9 protein-coding genes are annotated in these 16244 nt (G+C 66.5%); 3 read left to right on the top strand and 6 right to left on the bottom strand.

Annotated features, from left to right (window positions below):
* Positions 1 to 409: 409 nt before the first annotated feature.
* The 3 genes from OLX23_RS05880 to OLX23_RS05890 all read right to left on the bottom strand — a co-directional run bounded on the left by OLX23_RS05880 (position 410) and on the right by OLX23_RS05890 (position 4949).
* The gene (locus tag OLX23_RS05880; RefSeq protein ID WP_264443750.1) at positions 410 to 916 is read right to left on the bottom strand and encodes a MucR family transcriptional regulator; all 507 of its coding nucleotides are present in this window, start codon (positions 914 to 916) and stop codon (positions 410 to 412) included.
* Between the two features lie 183 nt (positions 917 to 1099).
* The gene (locus tag OLX23_RS05885) at positions 1100 to 3580 is read right to left on the bottom strand and encodes a TonB-dependent receptor domain-containing protein (RefSeq protein ID WP_264443752.1); all 2481 of its coding nucleotides are present in this window, start codon (positions 3578 to 3580) and stop codon (positions 1100 to 1102) included.
* Positions 3581 to 4067: 487 nt separating this feature from the next.
* A complete protein-coding gene (locus tag OLX23_RS05890) occupies positions 4068 to 4949 on the bottom strand; it encodes a LysR family transcriptional regulator (RefSeq protein WP_264443753.1) in 882 nt (293 codons plus the stop codon).
* A 100-nt stretch (positions 4950 to 5049) separates the two neighbouring features.
* Between OLX23_RS05890 and OLX23_RS05895 the strand changes: the two genes are divergently transcribed.
* The 3 genes from OLX23_RS05895 (at position 5050) to OLX23_RS05905 (ending at position 13195) form a co-directional block, all read left to right on the top strand.
* Positions 5050 to 7380: an arylsulfatase gene (locus OLX23_RS05895; protein WP_264443754.1), complete on the top strand. Its 2331-nt coding sequence runs from the start codon at positions 5050 to 5052 to the stop codon at positions 7378 to 7380.
* Between the two features lie 235 nt (positions 7381 to 7615).
* Entirely contained in the window at positions 7616 to 11161 is a 3546-nt protein-coding gene (gene car / locus OLX23_RS05900) for a carboxylic acid reductase (RefSeq protein ID WP_264443756.1), read from the top strand.
* A gap of 84 nt (positions 11162 to 11245) precedes the next feature.
* Positions 11246 to 13195 carry an OPT family oligopeptide transporter gene (locus OLX23_RS05905; protein ID WP_264443757.1) on the top strand — a complete coding sequence of 650 codons (1950 nt, stop codon included), beginning with the start codon at positions 11246 to 11248 and terminating at the stop codon, positions 13193 to 13195.
* A gap of 38 nt (positions 13196 to 13233) precedes the next feature.
* On the opposite strand, the gene OLX23_RS05910 is transcribed toward OLX23_RS05905, so the two are convergent.
* The 3 genes from OLX23_RS05910 to OLX23_RS05920 all read right to left on the bottom strand — a co-directional run bounded on the left by OLX23_RS05910 (position 13234) and on the right by OLX23_RS05920 (position 16238).
* Positions 13234 to 13968: a glutathione S-transferase family protein gene (locus OLX23_RS05910; protein WP_264443758.1), complete on the bottom strand. Its 735-nt coding sequence runs from the start codon at positions 13966 to 13968 to the stop codon at positions 13234 to 13236.
* Positions 13969 to 14031: 63 nt separating this feature from the next.
* The gene (locus tag OLX23_RS05915; protein ID WP_264443759.1) at positions 14032 to 15555 is read right to left on the bottom strand and encodes a SulP family inorganic anion transporter; all 1524 of its coding nucleotides are present in this window, start codon (positions 15553 to 15555) and stop codon (positions 14032 to 14034) included.
* Positions 15552 to 16238: a carbonic anhydrase gene (locus OLX23_RS05920; protein WP_264443760.1), complete on the bottom strand. Its 687-nt coding sequence runs from the start codon at positions 16236 to 16238 to the stop codon at positions 15552 to 15554. The genes OLX23_RS05915 and OLX23_RS05920 overlap by 4 nt, the downstream gene beginning before the upstream one ends.
* Positions 16239 to 16244: the final 6 nt, after the last annotated feature.

A 16244-nucleotide genomic window follows, 5' to 3' on the forward strand; every position in this document is an offset into this window, starting at 1 on the left:
CCCGCTTTTTACTTCGGGGGACTTGCTGTCCGTCGATGGTGGCGACCGAGCGTTTCGCGTCTCGCTAGAGGCAGCGTCCCGTCCGGTGAAGCGGCATATATGGAGGGGGTCCGAGTCGGTCAAGAACAATTTTCGAAATTTTATTACAGCCCCGCGCAATCTCTGTGACAGTCGCCCGAACCGCCCGGTGCCGGGGGTTTTGGGTCGATCGGCCACCCGGCCCGATCATTTTCTCCGTTCGGACCGGGCCGGACAAGGTGAGCTTCCGCAAACCCGCATTCCACGATTCGAGCCGGATTCGGCAGGAGGTGCCTCACCACCGAACGAATTCCCGCCATCTCCGCGCCCAGGGCCAAAAAAGAACGGGCCCCGAAACGGGGCCCGCACGATCGAGGTGATTTCCAATCGGTCAGTCGGCGCTCTTGGCGCGCGGACCGCGACGCTTGGGTGCAGCCTCGCCCGAAACGTCGCTCGCCCGCGCCGCGACCTTCGCACCGGGCTTGCGCCCCAGCCCGATCTTCTTGGCGAGACCACGGCGCATCGCCGCATAGTTCTCGGCCACCATCGGATAGTCGGCCTTGAGGCCATAGCGTTCGCGATACTGCGCCGGCGTCAGACCGTGCGTCGACAAGTGACGCTTGAGCGTCTTGTAGGGCTTGCCGTCGATCATCGAGATCAGATGATCCTTCGAGGCCAGCGAACGCCGCACCGAAACCGCAGGCGTGAATTCAGGAGAAGCCTCGGCCTCTTCCGACGTGGCAGCGCCAGCGGCAAGGCCCGTCACGGCTTCGTGCATGGTCCGAAGGAAGGCGGGAACTTCGTCGGCCGAAGCGCGGGTGTTCGGATTGGCGAGCCAGGCAATCGTCAGTTCGGTCGCGAATTCGAGAAGACTGTTGTCGGCGCTATCTTCGACCATGCTAATTATCTCCATTTTGGAGTTACCTGGTCTACTGACAAAACAGTCAACGTCAATCCGTTCCGAATACTTTGCAGCCTGCCACCGGCGCGCGAACGCCCGCGATCTCGATCGAGATCGCGGGCGCCGCGAAGAACCCATCCGGTCGTCGCGGGACCGGATCGATGTTCCCCTAGTCAGGGATCAGAAGTCGAAGCGGACCGACGCCGAGACGGTGCGGCCGTTGATCACCGTGCCCGTGCCGATGCCATTGGCCGGGATCGTCGCGGTCGAAACCGTGGTGATGCCCTTGGCGTCGAACAGGTTGTTGACGTTGAGCGACACCGTCAGATCCTTGACCGGGCGAACCTGGACGAAAGGATTGACCAGCACGTAGCCCGGCATCTTGAGCAGGTTGGAGTCGGACGCATAGCGGCTCGAGATGCCGTAGAAGTTCGCGCCGATGCTGAACAGATCGGTCGAGATCTCCGGCGTGACGTAACCGAACAGCGAAGGCGAACCCACCGGCTTGTTGCCGATCACGGTCGGGTCGAGTTTGTCGTTGGTGATCTCGGCCTTGGTATAGGTCGCGCCCGCGGTCAGGCTGAAGATGCCCGCACGGAAGCTGCTCTCGAGCTCGAGACCATAGGCCTTGTACTTGCGGTCGATCGTCGGGCCGAAGTAGCTGTTGTGCTCGAGCGTGTTGGCGAGGAAGGCGGTACCGTTGAGGCTGAAGTTCGCCGTGCGGTACTTGAAGCCGGCCTCGGCCTGCTTGACGTAGTCGATCAGCGCCTCGCGGTTGGCCAGGCTGCCGCTGTTGGCGTTGATCGCGGAGCTGAACAGCAGACGATCCGAGTTGACGCGAGCGCCGCGGCTGTAGCGGGCAAAGACCGCGAAGGGCTCCGCGACGCGATAGTTCACGCCAACCGAGTAGGACAGATAGTTGTAGGTGTAGTCGACCGGCGAGGGATTGCCGAGTTCGAGGAAGCCGACCTTCCGCTCGGGCGCCGAAATCACGCCGTTGCCGTTCATGTCCTTGGTGAACGAGCCCGGGTTGTTCGAAAGCTTGTAGCTCTGGACGTAACCGTTGGCACCGCCGAAGTCGTAGCGCAGGCTGCCGCCGATCGCGAGCGGACCAGTCTTGAAGTTCAGCGAGCCGAAGGCGGCGTTGGTGTCGTAGTCGACGTTGAGCGCACGGCGCTGATAGACGCCGAAGAACGTGCCGTCATAGGTGTAGTAGCCGTTCTCGCTGAGCGGCACGCCGGTGGCCGTGGTGATGTCGACCAGCGCCGCGTTACCGCCGCCGACGATGTCCGAAAGCTTCGAGTTGGCAGTCGAGAAGTTGTCGACCGACTGGCGCGACTTGTAGAAGCCGGCGGTCGTGGTCAGTTCACCGCCGCCAAGATTCCACACCTTGCTGGCGCGGAAGTCGTTGGTGATGTTGTCGAAGCTGTTGAGCGTGATGTCGCTGGTCATCAGCGCCGCGACCAGACCGTTGCCGTTGGCGTTGGCCGGAACGAGCTGCCCCTTGCTCGGGCCGCTGGCGTAACGCAGCGTCGCGCCGGGACCGCCGAATGTGGCTGCGACCGTCGCGAGAGATCCGCTGATGGCCGGATAGACGCCGCTGTAGCGGCCCGAGATCTGCGAGTAGCGGAAGCGGTCGGTCACCGTCCAACCGGCGATGTCGAACTGCGCCTCGACACCGACCGACTTGACCTTCGAATGTGCCCCTTCGCGCAGATCGTTGGTGACGACGTTGTTACCGCCATCGAGCGTCAGGTTGCTGGTGTGATAGCGCGACAGCAGCGTGTCGTGGTTGTTGTCGAAGCCGGGCAGCGCCGCATACTTCGGGCTGTCGTTGGTTCCCGTCAGCGACATCGGCGCGGGCAGATAGACCGGCGTGCTGTCGTCGAGGAACTTGCCGTAGAGCCGGATGTGGCCGCCGGTGAATTCCTTGGTGATGTTGAACTTGAACTGGCCACCCTTGACCGCGTCGTAGCCGACCTTGCGCGGGCCTTCGCCCTGGCGGTAGTAGCCGCCGACGTGGAAACGCAGGGTGTCGCTGATCTTGGCGCCATAGTCGAAGTCGGCGCGGTATTCCTCGTAGTCGATGCCCGACGACAGCATCAGCGAGCCGCCTTCGACATCGCCGGTCTTCGACATCAGGTTGATGATGCCCGCCGGCGAGTTCGAGGCGAAGGTCGAGGCCGAACCGCCGCGGATCGCTTCGATCGCCGCGAGGTTGAGGTCGGCGCGGATGAACATGTCGGCGCCGCCGGTCAGCATGTCACCGAATTCCACGACGGGCAGACCGTCTTCCTGAACCTGCAAGAACTTGGCACCGGTCGAGGCCATCGGCAGGCCGCGAACGGTGACGTTGTTGTTCACTTCACCATTCGACAGCTCGGAACGGACGCCGGCGATGTTGTGGAAGATCTCGAACAGCGAGCGAGCGCCGAGCTTCTGAACCTGGCTTTCGCGGATCGAGCTGGTCGAGATGGCGGAATCGAGAATGTCGCGGCCCTTGGCGACACCGGTGCTGAACACCTCGCGCTGCGGTTGCGCCGAAGCCGGCGCCTCCTGTGCCGAGGCGGATTGCTCGGCGGTCTCGGCTGCCGTGTCGGCCCAGGCGGGCGTGGCAAGCGCGATCGGCGCGATGGTCAGAAGAAGATGAAAAGCCTTCACAGATACCCCCGTTTGTCGTTTGCTTCATCGGAAACGGGGGTCTGGTTGGTCGGCACTGGTTAACAATCTCGTTAACCAAGCGCCTCGGAATCGCCGCGAGGAACCTGCCACGACATTAAGAATTGCCACGGATCCTTTGCATTGACAGGCAAGACTGGAGAACCGCGTTCCCACGATCGATGGCGATCATGAGCATCGCTCTCGTGGCACGAGTGATCGACTACCGCTGATCTCTCATGCGAGCTTTTCTGCCGATCTCCGCCAATATCGCCGCGGCAAGCGCTCGCGGGGATATTCGCACTGTGACGACAGCGCGCGCCACGCTGGCCGACTGCCGCCATGCGAACACAGTTCTTGACGGGGGTGATCGCTTTTTTTGGCGCGGGAGAACGAATGGGCAGCGGACTGTTGCATTATTCCCACGCCCAAATCCGCCGCCAGGCTTCGAATCACCGAGTGAAAGATGATTCGAATTGGCGAATTCGAATCAGGTGGCCGCTGCCATGTCCTCCAGCATTGCTCGAACTTCGCCGGCGACCGCGATCGCCGCTGGCGAACGCGTACGCCCGCGCTTGAGCACCAGGCATATCTCGCTGTCGGTCGGCGCGATGTCGGCCACGTCGAGCATTGCCATGCGTCCGGCGCGTAGATCCTCGGCAACGAAAGCCGGCGAGGATATCCAGACGCAGTCGCTGCGCAACACGGTCTCGCGCAGGACGTGGAAGTTGCCGCAGACGAAGCCGCCGGCTTGGCCGCTGATCCCGCCGCTCGGCAATTCGACGGCGCTCGCGATCGGAAAGGCCTCGATCGCCGAAGCGTCGATACGCCCGGCCTGCGCCAGCGGATGGTTGCCGCGCGCCATGACCGCCACTCTCAGCGTGCCCAGCCGCTCGATCGTGGTGCCCGCAACGCGCCCCAGGTTCCAGTTGTTGCCGAGGATCATCTCGATGCGATCCCCGAGGAGTTCGGACACGAGCTGATCCGAAGTGCCCACCAGTGTCTTGATCTGGATCCCCGGATAGGTGTCGAGCAGCGAGCCCGCCAGCCGCGGGAGCATCAAGGCGGTCAGCAGCGGGCCGAGGCCGAACGCGACCCGCACCACCTCGCCGCCCGGATAGCGTCGGAGGCTACGCTCGAGATCGCCCGCCGCGGCGAGCAGCGCCTGGGCGCGCTCGATGACGGCGAGGCCCGCTGCGGTCGGATGCGCGCCGCCGCGGCCGCGGTCGAACAGGACCACGCCATGGCGCTGCTCGAAGGCCGCGATCGATCGGCTGAGCGCTGGCTGGGTAATCCCCTCCTCCTCGGCCGCGCGCGAGAAGCTGCGATTGCGCGCGACGGCGACGATGTGACGCAGGCGGGTCAGATCCATGATCATTCCCATAGTGCATGGAAATAGTCATTGATATGCATTGGACAGCATTTTTGTGCACCTCCTATCTGCTCGGCTTCAAACCGAGAGAGGTAGAGCGATGAAGCGGCGGATCGGATTCCTATTGGCGGCCACGACCCTGGCATCGGCGGCTGCGGCCCCGGCCAGCGCGCAGAACACGGACCGCAGCGTCCTGCCCGTGCCCGCAGCGCCTTTCACCGGGACGATCGCGGAAAACATCGCCGACGCCAAAGGCGCGCCCGAGACTCCGATCCGCGCACCGCAAGGCGCACCCAACGTCTTCCTGATGATGAGCGACGACGTCGGCTTCGCCATGTCGAGCGCCTTTGGCGGGCCGGTGCCGACACCGAACTTCGATCGACTGGCGGCGCAGGGCCAGCGCTACAACCGCTTCCACACCACGGGCATCTGTTCGCCGAGCCGCGCGGCGCTGCTGACCGGGCGCAACCACCATGCCGCCGGCGTCGGCTGGCTTTCCGACGTACCCGCCCCCTTCCCCGGCTACACCGGCCGCATCTCGCCCGAGACCGCGACGATCGCTCAGGTCCTGCGGCTCAACGGCTACAACACGGCGATGTTCGGCAAGCACCACAACGTGCCATCGGGCGAACGCAGCGCCGCCGGCCCCTTCGATACCTGGCCGACCGGCCTGGGCTTCGAATACTTCTTCGGCTTTCCCTATGGCGACAGCGACCAGTATTCGCCGATCCTCTATCGCGACACGCAGCGCGTCGAGCCCGATCCCGGCGAAGGCCGCTTGCTCGATGCGCGGCTGTCGGACGATATCATCCGCTGGGTGCACAACCAGAAGGCTGGCGCCCCCGACAAGCCCTTCCTGATCTATCTTGCGCCGGGATCGACCCATGCGCCGCATCAGGCACCCCCCGAATATATCGCGCGCTTCAAGGGCAAGTTTGACAAAGGCTGGGACGTCGTGCGCGAGGAGACCTTCCGCCGCCAGCTCGCCGCCGGGATCGTACCGCGCGGCACCAAGCTCACGGCTCGTCCCGCCGAGGTGCCGGCCTGGGACAGCCTGACACCAGGCCAAAAAGCCTTCGCCGCGCGCACCATGGAAGTCGCCGCGGCCCAGCTGGTCTATCAGGACGAGCAGATCGGCCGGGTGATCGCCGAACTCGAACGCATGGGCGAACTCGACAAGACGCTCGTCGCCATGGTGCTCGGCGACAATGGCGCCAGCGCCGAGGCCGGGCCCAAAGGGACGATCAACGAGCTCCGCGGCATGGGCCGGCATGACGAGGACGAGGCCTGGATGCAGGCCAACACCGACAAGCTTGGCGGGCCCGACACCTACGAGAGCTACCCCGCCGGCTGGACCTGGGCGATGAACACGCCGCTGCGCTGGACCAAGCAATATGCCTCGATGCTCGGCGGCATCCGCAACGGCATGATCCTATCGTGGCAGGGCCACGTCGCGCGTCCCGGCGCGGTGTGCAGCCAGTTCGCCCACCTCAACGACATGGCGCCGACCCTGCTCGAAGCCGCGCATCTGCCGGCGCCGGACATGGTGCTCGGCGCCCGGCAGAAACCGATGGACGGGCGCAGCCTGCTGCCCAGCCTGGCCGCCTGCGACGGCGCCAAGCCGCGTACGCAGTATTTCGAGATCGGCGGCAAGATCGGTCTCTACCACGACGGCTGGTTCTTGTCGGGCGACGATGGCCGCCTGGCCTGGGAAAACCTGCCGCCCGGTGGCGCACGACCGAATATCCAGTGGTCGCTCTACGACCTGAGCAAGGACTTCTCGCAGTCGACCGATCTCGCCGCGAAGGAGCCCGCGCGGCTCCAGGCGATGCTCGCGCTGTGGCAACAGGAGGCCAAGCGCAACAATGTGTTCCCGCTCGACCATCGCTTCGCCATGGCGCGCGGCGCGGCGGCGATGCGCGGCAGCGGCCGCAAGCATTTCGATTTCTGGGGCAAGGACGTCTCGATCCCGAGCAATGCCGAGCCGACCCCGATCGTCCGGTCGTTCACCTTGACCGCCGACCTCAATCTGGCCAGCCCCACCGCCTCGGGCGCCGTGACGGCCTATGGCAGCAAGTTCGGCGGCTGGAGCCTCTACCTCGACCAGGGCCGCCCAGCCTTCGTCGCCGCGCGCTCGACCGATCCCAAGGAGATCAGCCGCGTGATCGCCGACAAGGCCCTGCCCCAAGGCGTGAGCAAGCTGACCCTGCGCTTCGCGGTCGAGAAAATGGCCGGCCCGGCCATGGTGACGCTGAGCGCGGACGGCACCGAACTCGCCAAGCTGCAGATCCCGACCTCCATGCTGCTCGCCGCGGGCAACGGCGAAACGCTCGACATCGGCCGCGATCTCGGTGTCACGGTGACCGACTACCGGACACCGCACGGCGCTATCGAGGGCGACATCCCGCACGTCAGCTTCGATTTCGACTGAGCCTCGATTTCGACTGGGCTTCGTCCCCGAACGAAACCGAATGCCGCGAGTGCCTAGCTCGCGGCATTCGGCGTGTCCCCACCTTCCTCTCCCCGAAGCGCACGCGGCCGTTTCCGATCAGGTCAAACCGCGCCAGCAAAATACAACCAACCGTTTGGTTGAATTGGTCGTCAGCACGCTTCATAGTGCGATTCGCAAACAGAAGCGCGGCGACCAAGCCGAACGGGAGAGAGACATGGCGACGATCGACAGGCCGAGCGAGGTTTTCGGAGACACCCCCGAGCAGCGCAAGGCGCAGCGGCTCGAGCAGCTCTGGGCTGACGACCCGCAGTTCGCGGCCTCGAAGCAGCTCGATTCGGTCAAGGCGGCCAAACGCCGCCCGAACGTTCGGCTCGCCGAAGTCGTCGAGGCCGTGATGGAAGGCTATGCCGATCGCCCCGCGCTCGGCCAGCGCGCGCGCGAACTGGTCAACGATCCGGCGACCGGCCGTGCCACCTTGCGCCTGTTGCCGCGCTTCGACACGATCACCTACCGCGAACTATGGGGCCGCGCCCGCGCCGCCGCCAGCACCTGGCACCATGACGCACAGGCGCCGCTGAAGGCCGGGGATTTCGTCTGCATCCTCGGCTTCACCAGCCCGGCCTATGCGACGATCCTGCTCGCCGACATCTCGCTCGGCGCGGTCAACGTGCCCTTGCAGACGAGCGCCCCGCCCGCACAGCACCAGGCGATCATCGCCGAGACCGAGCCGCGCATCCTCGCCACTTCGATCGACTATGTCGAAGCCGCGGCCGAAGCCGTGCTGCTCGGCCAGACACTGAACACCGCCGTGCCCGACCGCCTCGTCGTGTTCGACTACGACCTGCGCGACGACGACCAGCGCGAACGCCTCGCCGCCGCCAGGATGACGCTGTCCGATGCCGGCTGCCCGATCGTCGTCGACACCTTCGACGAGGTGATCGCGCGCGGCAGCAAGCTCGAGACGCCGCCGCTCTACCTGCCCGGCGAGGGCGAGGATCCGCTGGCCTGGCTGTTCTACACCTCGGGCTCGACCGGCACGCCCAAGGGTGCGATCTTCACGCAGAGCCTGGTGATCGGCACCTGGCTGCACGATCACGACATCCCGTCGATCACCCTGAGCTTCATGCCGATGGCCCACCTCGTCGGCAACGGCTACCTGCTGATGGCCCTGGCCAATGGCGGCACGTCCTACTGCGCACCCAAGGCCGATCTCTCGACCATGTTCGAGGACTTCTCGCTGGCGCGGCCGACGATGGCCTCGATCGTTCCCCGCGTCTGCGAGCTGTTCCATCATCGCTATCTCGGCGAACTCGACCTGCGCGTCGCCGCGGGCGAGGACGAGGCGAGCGCAGCCGAAGCGATCAAGCGCGAGATGCGCGAGACCATCCTCGGCGGGCGCCTGCTCTCGGTGGGTTGCGGCTCGGCCTCGCTCGCGCCCGAGACCTACGTGTTCATGGAGGACATGCTCGATCTGCACATGCCGATCGGCTATTCCTCGACCGAGATCGCCGGCGGCACGGTGCTGGTCGACTGGAAGATCCAGCGCCCGCCGGTCATCGACTACAAGCTCGCCGATGTGCCAGAGCTCGGCTATTTCTCCACCGACAAGCCCTATCCGCGCGGCGAGCTGTTGGTGAAGTCCGAACGCTTCATGGGCGGTTACTACAAGCGCGCGGACCTGACCGCCGAGAAGTTCGAGAACGGCTATTACCGCACCGGCGACGTCATGGCCGAACTGGGCCCCGACCACCTCGTCTTCGTCGATCGCTGCAACAACGTCATCAAGCTCTCGCAGGGTGAATTCGTCGCGATCCAGAAGCTCGAGGCGGCCTATGCGCACCACGCCGCGATCCGCCAAATCTACGTCTATGGCACCAGCGAGCGCGCCTTCCTGCTTGCGGTGATCGTGCCCAACGAGGAACTGGTCGCGCAGCTCGGCGAGGACGGCGGCACCGAAAAGGTGAAGTCCGCGCTGCGCCGCGCGCTCAACGAGGTGGCCGAGCACGATCAGCTCAACGGCTGGGAAATCCCGCGCGACTTCATCATCGAGGCCGATCCGTTCAGCCTCAAGAACGGGCTGCTCTCCGAGATCGGCAAGCACCAGCGCCCCAAACTCAAGGACCGCTACGGCGAGAGCCTCGAGGCGATGTATGCGCAGCTCGCGCAGGACCAGTTCGACACCTTGCGCCGCCTGCGCGGCGGCGGGGCCGAGCGGCCGGTGCTCGACACCGTGATCGAGGCGGTCCAGGCGACGCTCGGCCTCGGCGCTTCCGACGTGCAGCCGAACCTGCGCTTCATCGACCTCGGCGGGGATTCACTCGCGGCGCTGTCGTTCTCGACCCTGCTCGAAGAGATCTTCGGCATCGAGGTTCCGGTCGGCGTCATCATCAACCCGGCTGGCGATATCCGGGGCCTCGCCGACTACGTCGAGACCGCGCGCGGCGCCGGCGGCAAGCGCCCCAGCTTCGCCACGGTCCACCAGGCCGACAGCGGCGAGGCAAAGGCTTCGGACCTGACGCTAGACAAGTTCATCGATGCAGACATCCTCGCCAAGGCGGCCGCCCTTCCCGCGGTCGACGGCCCGATCCGCACCGTGCTGATGACCGGCGCGACTGGCTTCCTCGGCCGCTTCCAGGCGCTCGCTTGGCTCGAACGCCTGGCTGAGACCGGTGGCAAGCTGCTGCTGCTCGCGCGCGGCGCCGATGCCGCGCAAGCTCGTGCCCGCGTCGAGGCGGCGATCGAGAGCGATCCGCAGCTCCTCGCCCATTTCCGCGCGCTCGCGGAGAAGCATCTCGAAGTCCTGCCCGGCGATCTCGGCCTGCCGGGGCTCGGCCTCGACGAGGCGACCTGGGATCGGCTCGCGCAGAGCGTGGACCTGATCGTCCACCCCGGCGCGCACGTGAACCACGTTCTGCCCTACAACCAGCTCTTCGCCGCCAACGTCACCGGCACGGCCGAACTGATCCGCCTGGCGATCACCGGCAAGCTCAAGCGCTTTCACTACGTCTCGACCCTGGGGGTCAATTCGGTGGCGACGCGGATCGTCGACGAGGACGGCGACATCCGCGAACTGATGCCGCGCTGTGGCCTCGATGACGGCTATGCCAACGGCTACGGCATCAGCAAGTGGGCCAGCGAAGTGCTGCTGCGCGAGGCGCACGACCTGACCGGCCTGCCCGTTTCGGTCTTCCGCCCGGGCATGATCCTCGCGCACAGCCGTTATGCCGGCCAGATCAACGTGCCCGACATGTTCACCCGCCTGCTGTTCAGCCTGGCCGCCACGGGCATCGCGCCCGCGACCTTCTATGCGCAGGACCTGTCGAACGGCCGCCCCCGCGCACGCTACGACGGTCTCTCGGTGGACTTCCTCGCAGAATCGCTGACCGCGATCGACGCGCAGGACCTGTCCGGCTTTCGCAGCTACAACCTGTCGGGCCAGCACGACGACGGCGTCTCGCTCGACGATTTCGTCGACTGGATGATCGCCGAGGGTTGCACGATCGAGCGGATCGACGGCTACGACGACTGGCTTTCGCGCTTCGAGACGGCGATGCGCCTGCTGCCCGAGGAGCAGCGCGCGGAATCGATGCTGGCGATCCTCGATCCCTATCGCCAGCCGCAGCGCGCGACCAACAAGTCGATGCTGCCCGCCGATCGCTTCCAATCGGCGACCAAGGCTGCGGGTTACGAGATCCCGCCGGTCTCGTCCGCGCTTATCGCGAAGTACGTGGCCGACCTCAGGCACCTCAAGCTGCTGTAAAACACCCCGTATGCCCGCCGGCGGAAGCCTTGTATGACACCTCCGTCATACAGCGCCGGCGGGCATACGGGAGCATTCGAATATATGGCCAGCGACGCATCCAAGCCGCTCGCGGAACTGACCCTGCGCGGCATCGTGCTCGGCGGCGTGATCACGCTGCTGTTCACCGCCGCCAACGTCTACCTGGGGCTCAAGGTCGGCCTGACCTTCGCCACCTCGATCCCCGCCGCGGTGATCTCGATGGCGGTGCTGCGCTACCTGCCCGGCTCGAACATCCTCGAAAACAACATCGTCCAGACCATCGCCAGCGCGGCGGGGACGATCGCCTCGATCATCTTCGTCCTGCCCGGCCTGATCATGATCGGCTGGTGGCAGGGCTTCCCCTATATCACCACGGCCGCGATCACCGCGCTCGGCGGTGCGCTCGGCGTGTTCTTCTCGGTGCCCTTGCGCCGCGCGCTCGTGATCGATTCGGACCTGCCCTATCCCGAAGGCCGCGCCGCCGCCGAGGTGCTCCAGGTCGGTTCCGACAGCCGCGCCGGCGCCGAGGAAAGCGCCAAGGGCCTGCGCGCGCTGGTCTGGTCGAGCCTCGTCTCGGCCGGCTTCGCGATCCTGACCCAGACCAAGCTCGTCGCGGCCGAGGCGGCGACCTGGTTCCGCGCCGGCGCCGGCGCGACCGGGATCGCCGGCGGGCTTTCGTTCGCGCTGCTCGGCGTCGGCCATCTCGTCGGCATCTCGGTCGGTCTCGCGCAGCTCGTCGGCCTGGTGACCGGCTGGTGGGTGCTACTGCCGATCCTGACCGCCAGTCAGCCCATGGGCGGCGAGGTCGAGGTCTGGGCCAACACGGTGTTCCGCGCCGACGTGCGCTTCTTCGGCGCCGGCGTGATCGGCGTTGCCGCGATCTGGGCGCTGATCCGCATCGCCGGCCCGGTGGTCCGCGGCATCGGCTCGGCCTTTGCCGCCAGCCGCGCGCGCCACGGCGGCGAGGTGCTGGCGCTCGAGGAACGCGACATGCCGATCGGCGTGGTCATCGGCGGTGCCGTGGCCATGATGCTGCCGATCGCCTGGCTGCTGTGGAGCGTGCTCGCCGGCGGGCCGCTGGCCGGCGCGACGGGGCTATTGCTCGCCGGGGCCCTGGTCTTCGTGCTCGTGGTCGGCCTGCTCGTCGCCGCGGTCTGCGGCTACATGGCCGGGCTGATCGGCTCGTCGAATTCGCCGGTTTCGGCGATCGGCATCCTCGCCGTGCTCGCCGCCTCGCTGATGCTGGCCGGGCTGTTCGGGCGTGACAACGACGCCGACACCACCCAGGCGCTGATCGCCTATGCGCTGATCGTCACCGGTGTGGTCTTCGGCGTCGCGACGATCGCCAACGACAACCTGCAGGACCTCAAGACCGGCCAGCTCGTCGGCGCGACGCCGTGGAAGCAGCAGGTCGCGCTGGTGATCGGCTTGGTCTTCGGCAGCCTGATCATCCCGCCGGTACTCGACCTGCTCAACACCGCCTTCGGCTTCGCCGGTGCACCGGGCGCGGGCCCGAACGCCTTGTCCGCCCCGCAGGCCGGGCTGATCTCGGCGCTGGCCAAAGGCGTGCTCGGCGGCGATCTCAACTGGCCGATGCTCGGCTGGGGCGCCCTGGCCGGGCTTGGCTTCGTCGCGCTCGACGAGATTCTCGGCAAGCTCGGCCTGGTCCGCCTGCCGCCGCTGGCCGTGGGCATCGGCATCTACCTGCCGATGGCGGTGATCCTGCCCGTGGTGATCGGCGCGGTGATCGGCTGGTTCTACGACAAGTGGGCCGACCGCCGCGGCGACCCCGAACTGGCCAAGCGCATCGGCGTGCTGACCGCGACGGGCATGATCGTCGGCGACAGCCTCTGGGGCGTCGCCTTCGCCGGCATCGTCGCCGGGTCCGGCAGCGACAGCCCGCTGACCTTGGTCGGCGCGCACTTCACACCGTTTGCGCTCGGCGGAGGTGTCGTGCTGTTCGCGGGCCTGACGGTACTGCTCTACCGCCAGGCGATGTCGGGGTTGAGGTAAGGGACAGCTCCTCCCCTGCAAGAGGAGGAACCAAGGAGCTACGGAATCGTCAGCCCGCGCTGCACCGCCGGCCGGGCGAGGCCGCGTTCGAGCCAGGCCTTGACCGCGGCGAAGCTGTCGAAGCCGACGAGATCGCCGGCCTCATAGAAGCCGATCAGGTTGCGCACCCAGCCGAGCATCGACACGTCGGCGATCGAGAATTCATCCGCGACGAACCACTCGCGCCCCGTCAGGTGCTTATCCATCACGCCGAGCAGCCGCTTGCTCTCGTCGACATAGCGCTGGAGCGGACGCTTGTCCTCCCAGTTGCGGCCGTCGAACTTGTTGAAGAAGCCGAGTTGGCCGAACATCGGCCCCAGGCCACCGACCTGGAAGTAGACCCACTGGCTGACGTGCCAGCGCTCGGCGGGATCGGCGGGCATCAGCTTGCCCGTCTTCTCGACCAGGTAATGGAGGATCGCGCCGCTCTCGAATAGCGGCAGCGGGCGGCCGCCCGGTCCGTCGGGATCGAGGATCGCCGGGATCTTGCCGTTGGGATTGAGGCTGAGGAAGGCGTCGCTGCGCTGATCACCCTGGCCGAAGTCGATCTTGTGGACCTCGTAGGGCAGCCCGATCTCTTCGAGCATGATCGACACCTTCACGCCGTTGGGCGTCGGCAGCGAATAGAGCTGGAGCCGATCCGGATGCTGGGCCGGCCAGCGTTCGGTGATCGGAAAGGCGTTGAGATAATGGGACAAGGGACCGTGACTTTCGCTGACGGGGGACGGCAGCATCAAATCACGATCCCTTGCACAGTTCCAGTGGCCTCACGGACGAAACAGCCGCGGGAGCCTGGATCAATGCGCCAGGGCAAGTGGTCGCATGATCTCCGACGGCCCGGTCACTTCGACCGGCACGCCGCGCTTCTTGCGCCGGCCGAGCCACTCGCTGAGCGTCTGCGCGGTGGTGTGATCCATGCCGTGCAGGCCATCGAGGTCGAGCTTGACCGAGCGGTTGTCGGGCAGCGCCTCGAGCACCGAGTTCAGCCGCGTCAAGCTGAGGAAGGTCGCCGCACCGCCGAGCTCGACGTGGGTGACGTCCTCGTGGTCCTTCTGCGCCACCTTGAGCTTGAGGTTGCGGTAGAACGGCAGCAGTTCGATCAGCGACAGCGCCAGGCCGACGAGGACGCCGGTCAGCAGGTCGGTCGCGACGACGAGCACGAAGGTCACCGCCCAGATCATTGCCGGCAGACGGCCATGGACCTGGAGCAGGTGCTTGACGTGGTCGAGGCTGACCAGCCGCCAGCCGGTGACGACCAGGACACCGCCGAGCGCGGCCATCGGGATCTCGCGCAGCAGCCAGGGCAGCAGCGCGACGAAACCGAGGATCCAGGCGCCGTGCAGGATCGTCGACAGGCGCGTCTGCGCGCCGGCCTGGACGTTGGCCGACGAGCGGACGATGACGCCGGTCATCGGCAGGCCACCGAGCACGCCGCAGAGGAAGTTGCCGATGCCCTGGGCGCGCAGTTCCTTGTTGTAATCGGTGCGCACGCCGTCGTGCATGCGATCGACCGCAGCGGCCGAAAGCAAGGTCTCAGCGCTGGCGATGAAGGCCACGGCGACCGCGGCGATCAGGATCGCAGGCGTGGTCAGCGGACCGAAGAAGCCATCGGCGGGAACGCTGAACGCTGCGCCGATTGATTCGGGAACGGTGACGCGCGCGACGTCGAGGCCGAGGCCGAAAGCGACCAAGGTCGCGGCCATGACGCCCAGCAAGGCGCCGGGAACCAGCTTCATCGAGGCCGGACGCAGCTTTTCCCAGCCGAGCATGACGACGATCGTCAGCAGGCCGATGGCCAGCGCCAGTTCGGTCGCCTGCACGTCGAGCGACAGGCCGAGCACGCGGCCGGGCATGGCCGCCAGGTTCTCGAGACCGCTCGACATCGGCTTGGCGTCGAACAAGGTGTGGAACTGGCCGATGACGATCAGCGCGCCGATGCCCGCGAGCATGCCGTGGACCACGGCCGGCGAGATCGAGCGGAACAGGCCGCCCATCTTGAGCATGCCGGCCACGAGCTGGATCGCGCCCGCCACGACGAGCATCGGGCCGAGCGCCGCGATGCCGTGCTCGCGCACGAATTCGAAGACGATGACCGCGAGGCCAGCGGCCGGGCCGCTGACCTGCAGGGGGGAGCCGGCGAAGAAGCCGACGATGATGCCACCGATGATACCCGTTACCAGGCCCATTTCGGGCGGAACGCCCGAAGCGACGGCGATGCCCATGCACAGCGGCATGGCCACCAGGAACACGACGATCGACGCCGTGAAGTCACTGGCGAAATGGGCGAAGGGACCGGTCCGGCCGGCGGCGGCCGTCGTCATTCGGCCGCTTCCGCCTGGGCCCAGACGCGACGCTGCGCGGGCAGCGCGACGGGCAGCGGGGTATCTTCGCGCAGCGGCACGAACTGGCCGGTCTCGCCATCGAGGCCCAGCACCTGGCCCGCGTGAATGTCGACGTACCAGCCGTGCAGCGAGATCTCGCCGCGGGCGATGCCCGAGGCGACCGACGGGTGCGTGCGCAGGTGGTTGAGCTGGGCCACCACGTTCTCGAAGGTCACCGCGCGGATGCGATCGGTGCCTTCGAGCTCGGGATAGCCATCGTCGACGACCTTCTGCGCCGCGGTTGAATGGCGCAGCCAGGCGGCGACGTTGGGCATGGCCTCGAGGCCCGTGGGATCGGCAACCGCGGCCATCGCGCCGCAGCCCGAGTGCCCGCAAACGATGATGTCGCGCACGCCGAGCGCCATGACGGCATATTCGACGGTCGAGGAGACGCCGCCGTTCATCGTCGCGAAGGGCGGGACGATGTTGCCGGCGTTGCGACAGACGAACAGTTCACCCGGCTGCGCCTGGAGAATCTGCTCGGGGACGATGCGCGAATCCGCGCAGGAAATCATCAGCGCCTTGGGCGACTGGCCCTGGGTCGACAGCTTGGCGAACAGCTCGCCGCTATCGGGGAAGATGGTCTTCTCGAAACTGAAGACCCGGCCGATCAGCTCGTTCACGGTTGT

The organism is Novosphingobium sp. JCM 18896, assembly GCF_025938095.1.
Taxonomy (GTDB): Bacteria; Pseudomonadota; Alphaproteobacteria; order Sphingomonadales; family Sphingomonadaceae; genus Novosphingobium.

Coding starts and splice junctions, on each gene's coding strand:
- OLX23_RS05910 (WP_264443758.1), bottom strand. CDS start 13,968: ATGCTGCCGTCCCCCGTCAGCGAAAGTCACGGTCCCTTGTCCCATTAT.
- OLX23_RS05880 (WP_264443750.1), bottom strand. CDS start 916: ATGGTCGAAGATAGCGCCGACAACAGTCTTCTCGAATTCGCGACCGAA.
- OLX23_RS05915 (WP_264443759.1), bottom strand. CDS start 15,555: ATGACGACGGCCGCCGCCGGCCGGACCGGTCCCTTCGCCCATTTCGCC.
- OLX23_RS05890 (WP_264443753.1), bottom strand. CDS start 4,949: ATGGATCTGACCCGCCTGCGTCACATCGTCGCCGTCGCGCGCAATCGC.
- OLX23_RS05905 (WP_264443757.1), top strand. CDS start 11,246: ATGGCCAGCGACGCATCCAAGCCGCTCGCGGAACTGACCCTGCGCGGC.
- OLX23_RS05895 (WP_264443754.1), top strand. CDS start 5,050: ATGAAGCGGCGGATCGGATTCCTATTGGCGGCCACGACCCTGGCATCG.
- car (WP_264443756.1), top strand. CDS start 7,616: ATGGCGACGATCGACAGGCCGAGCGAGGTTTTCGGAGACACCCCCGAG.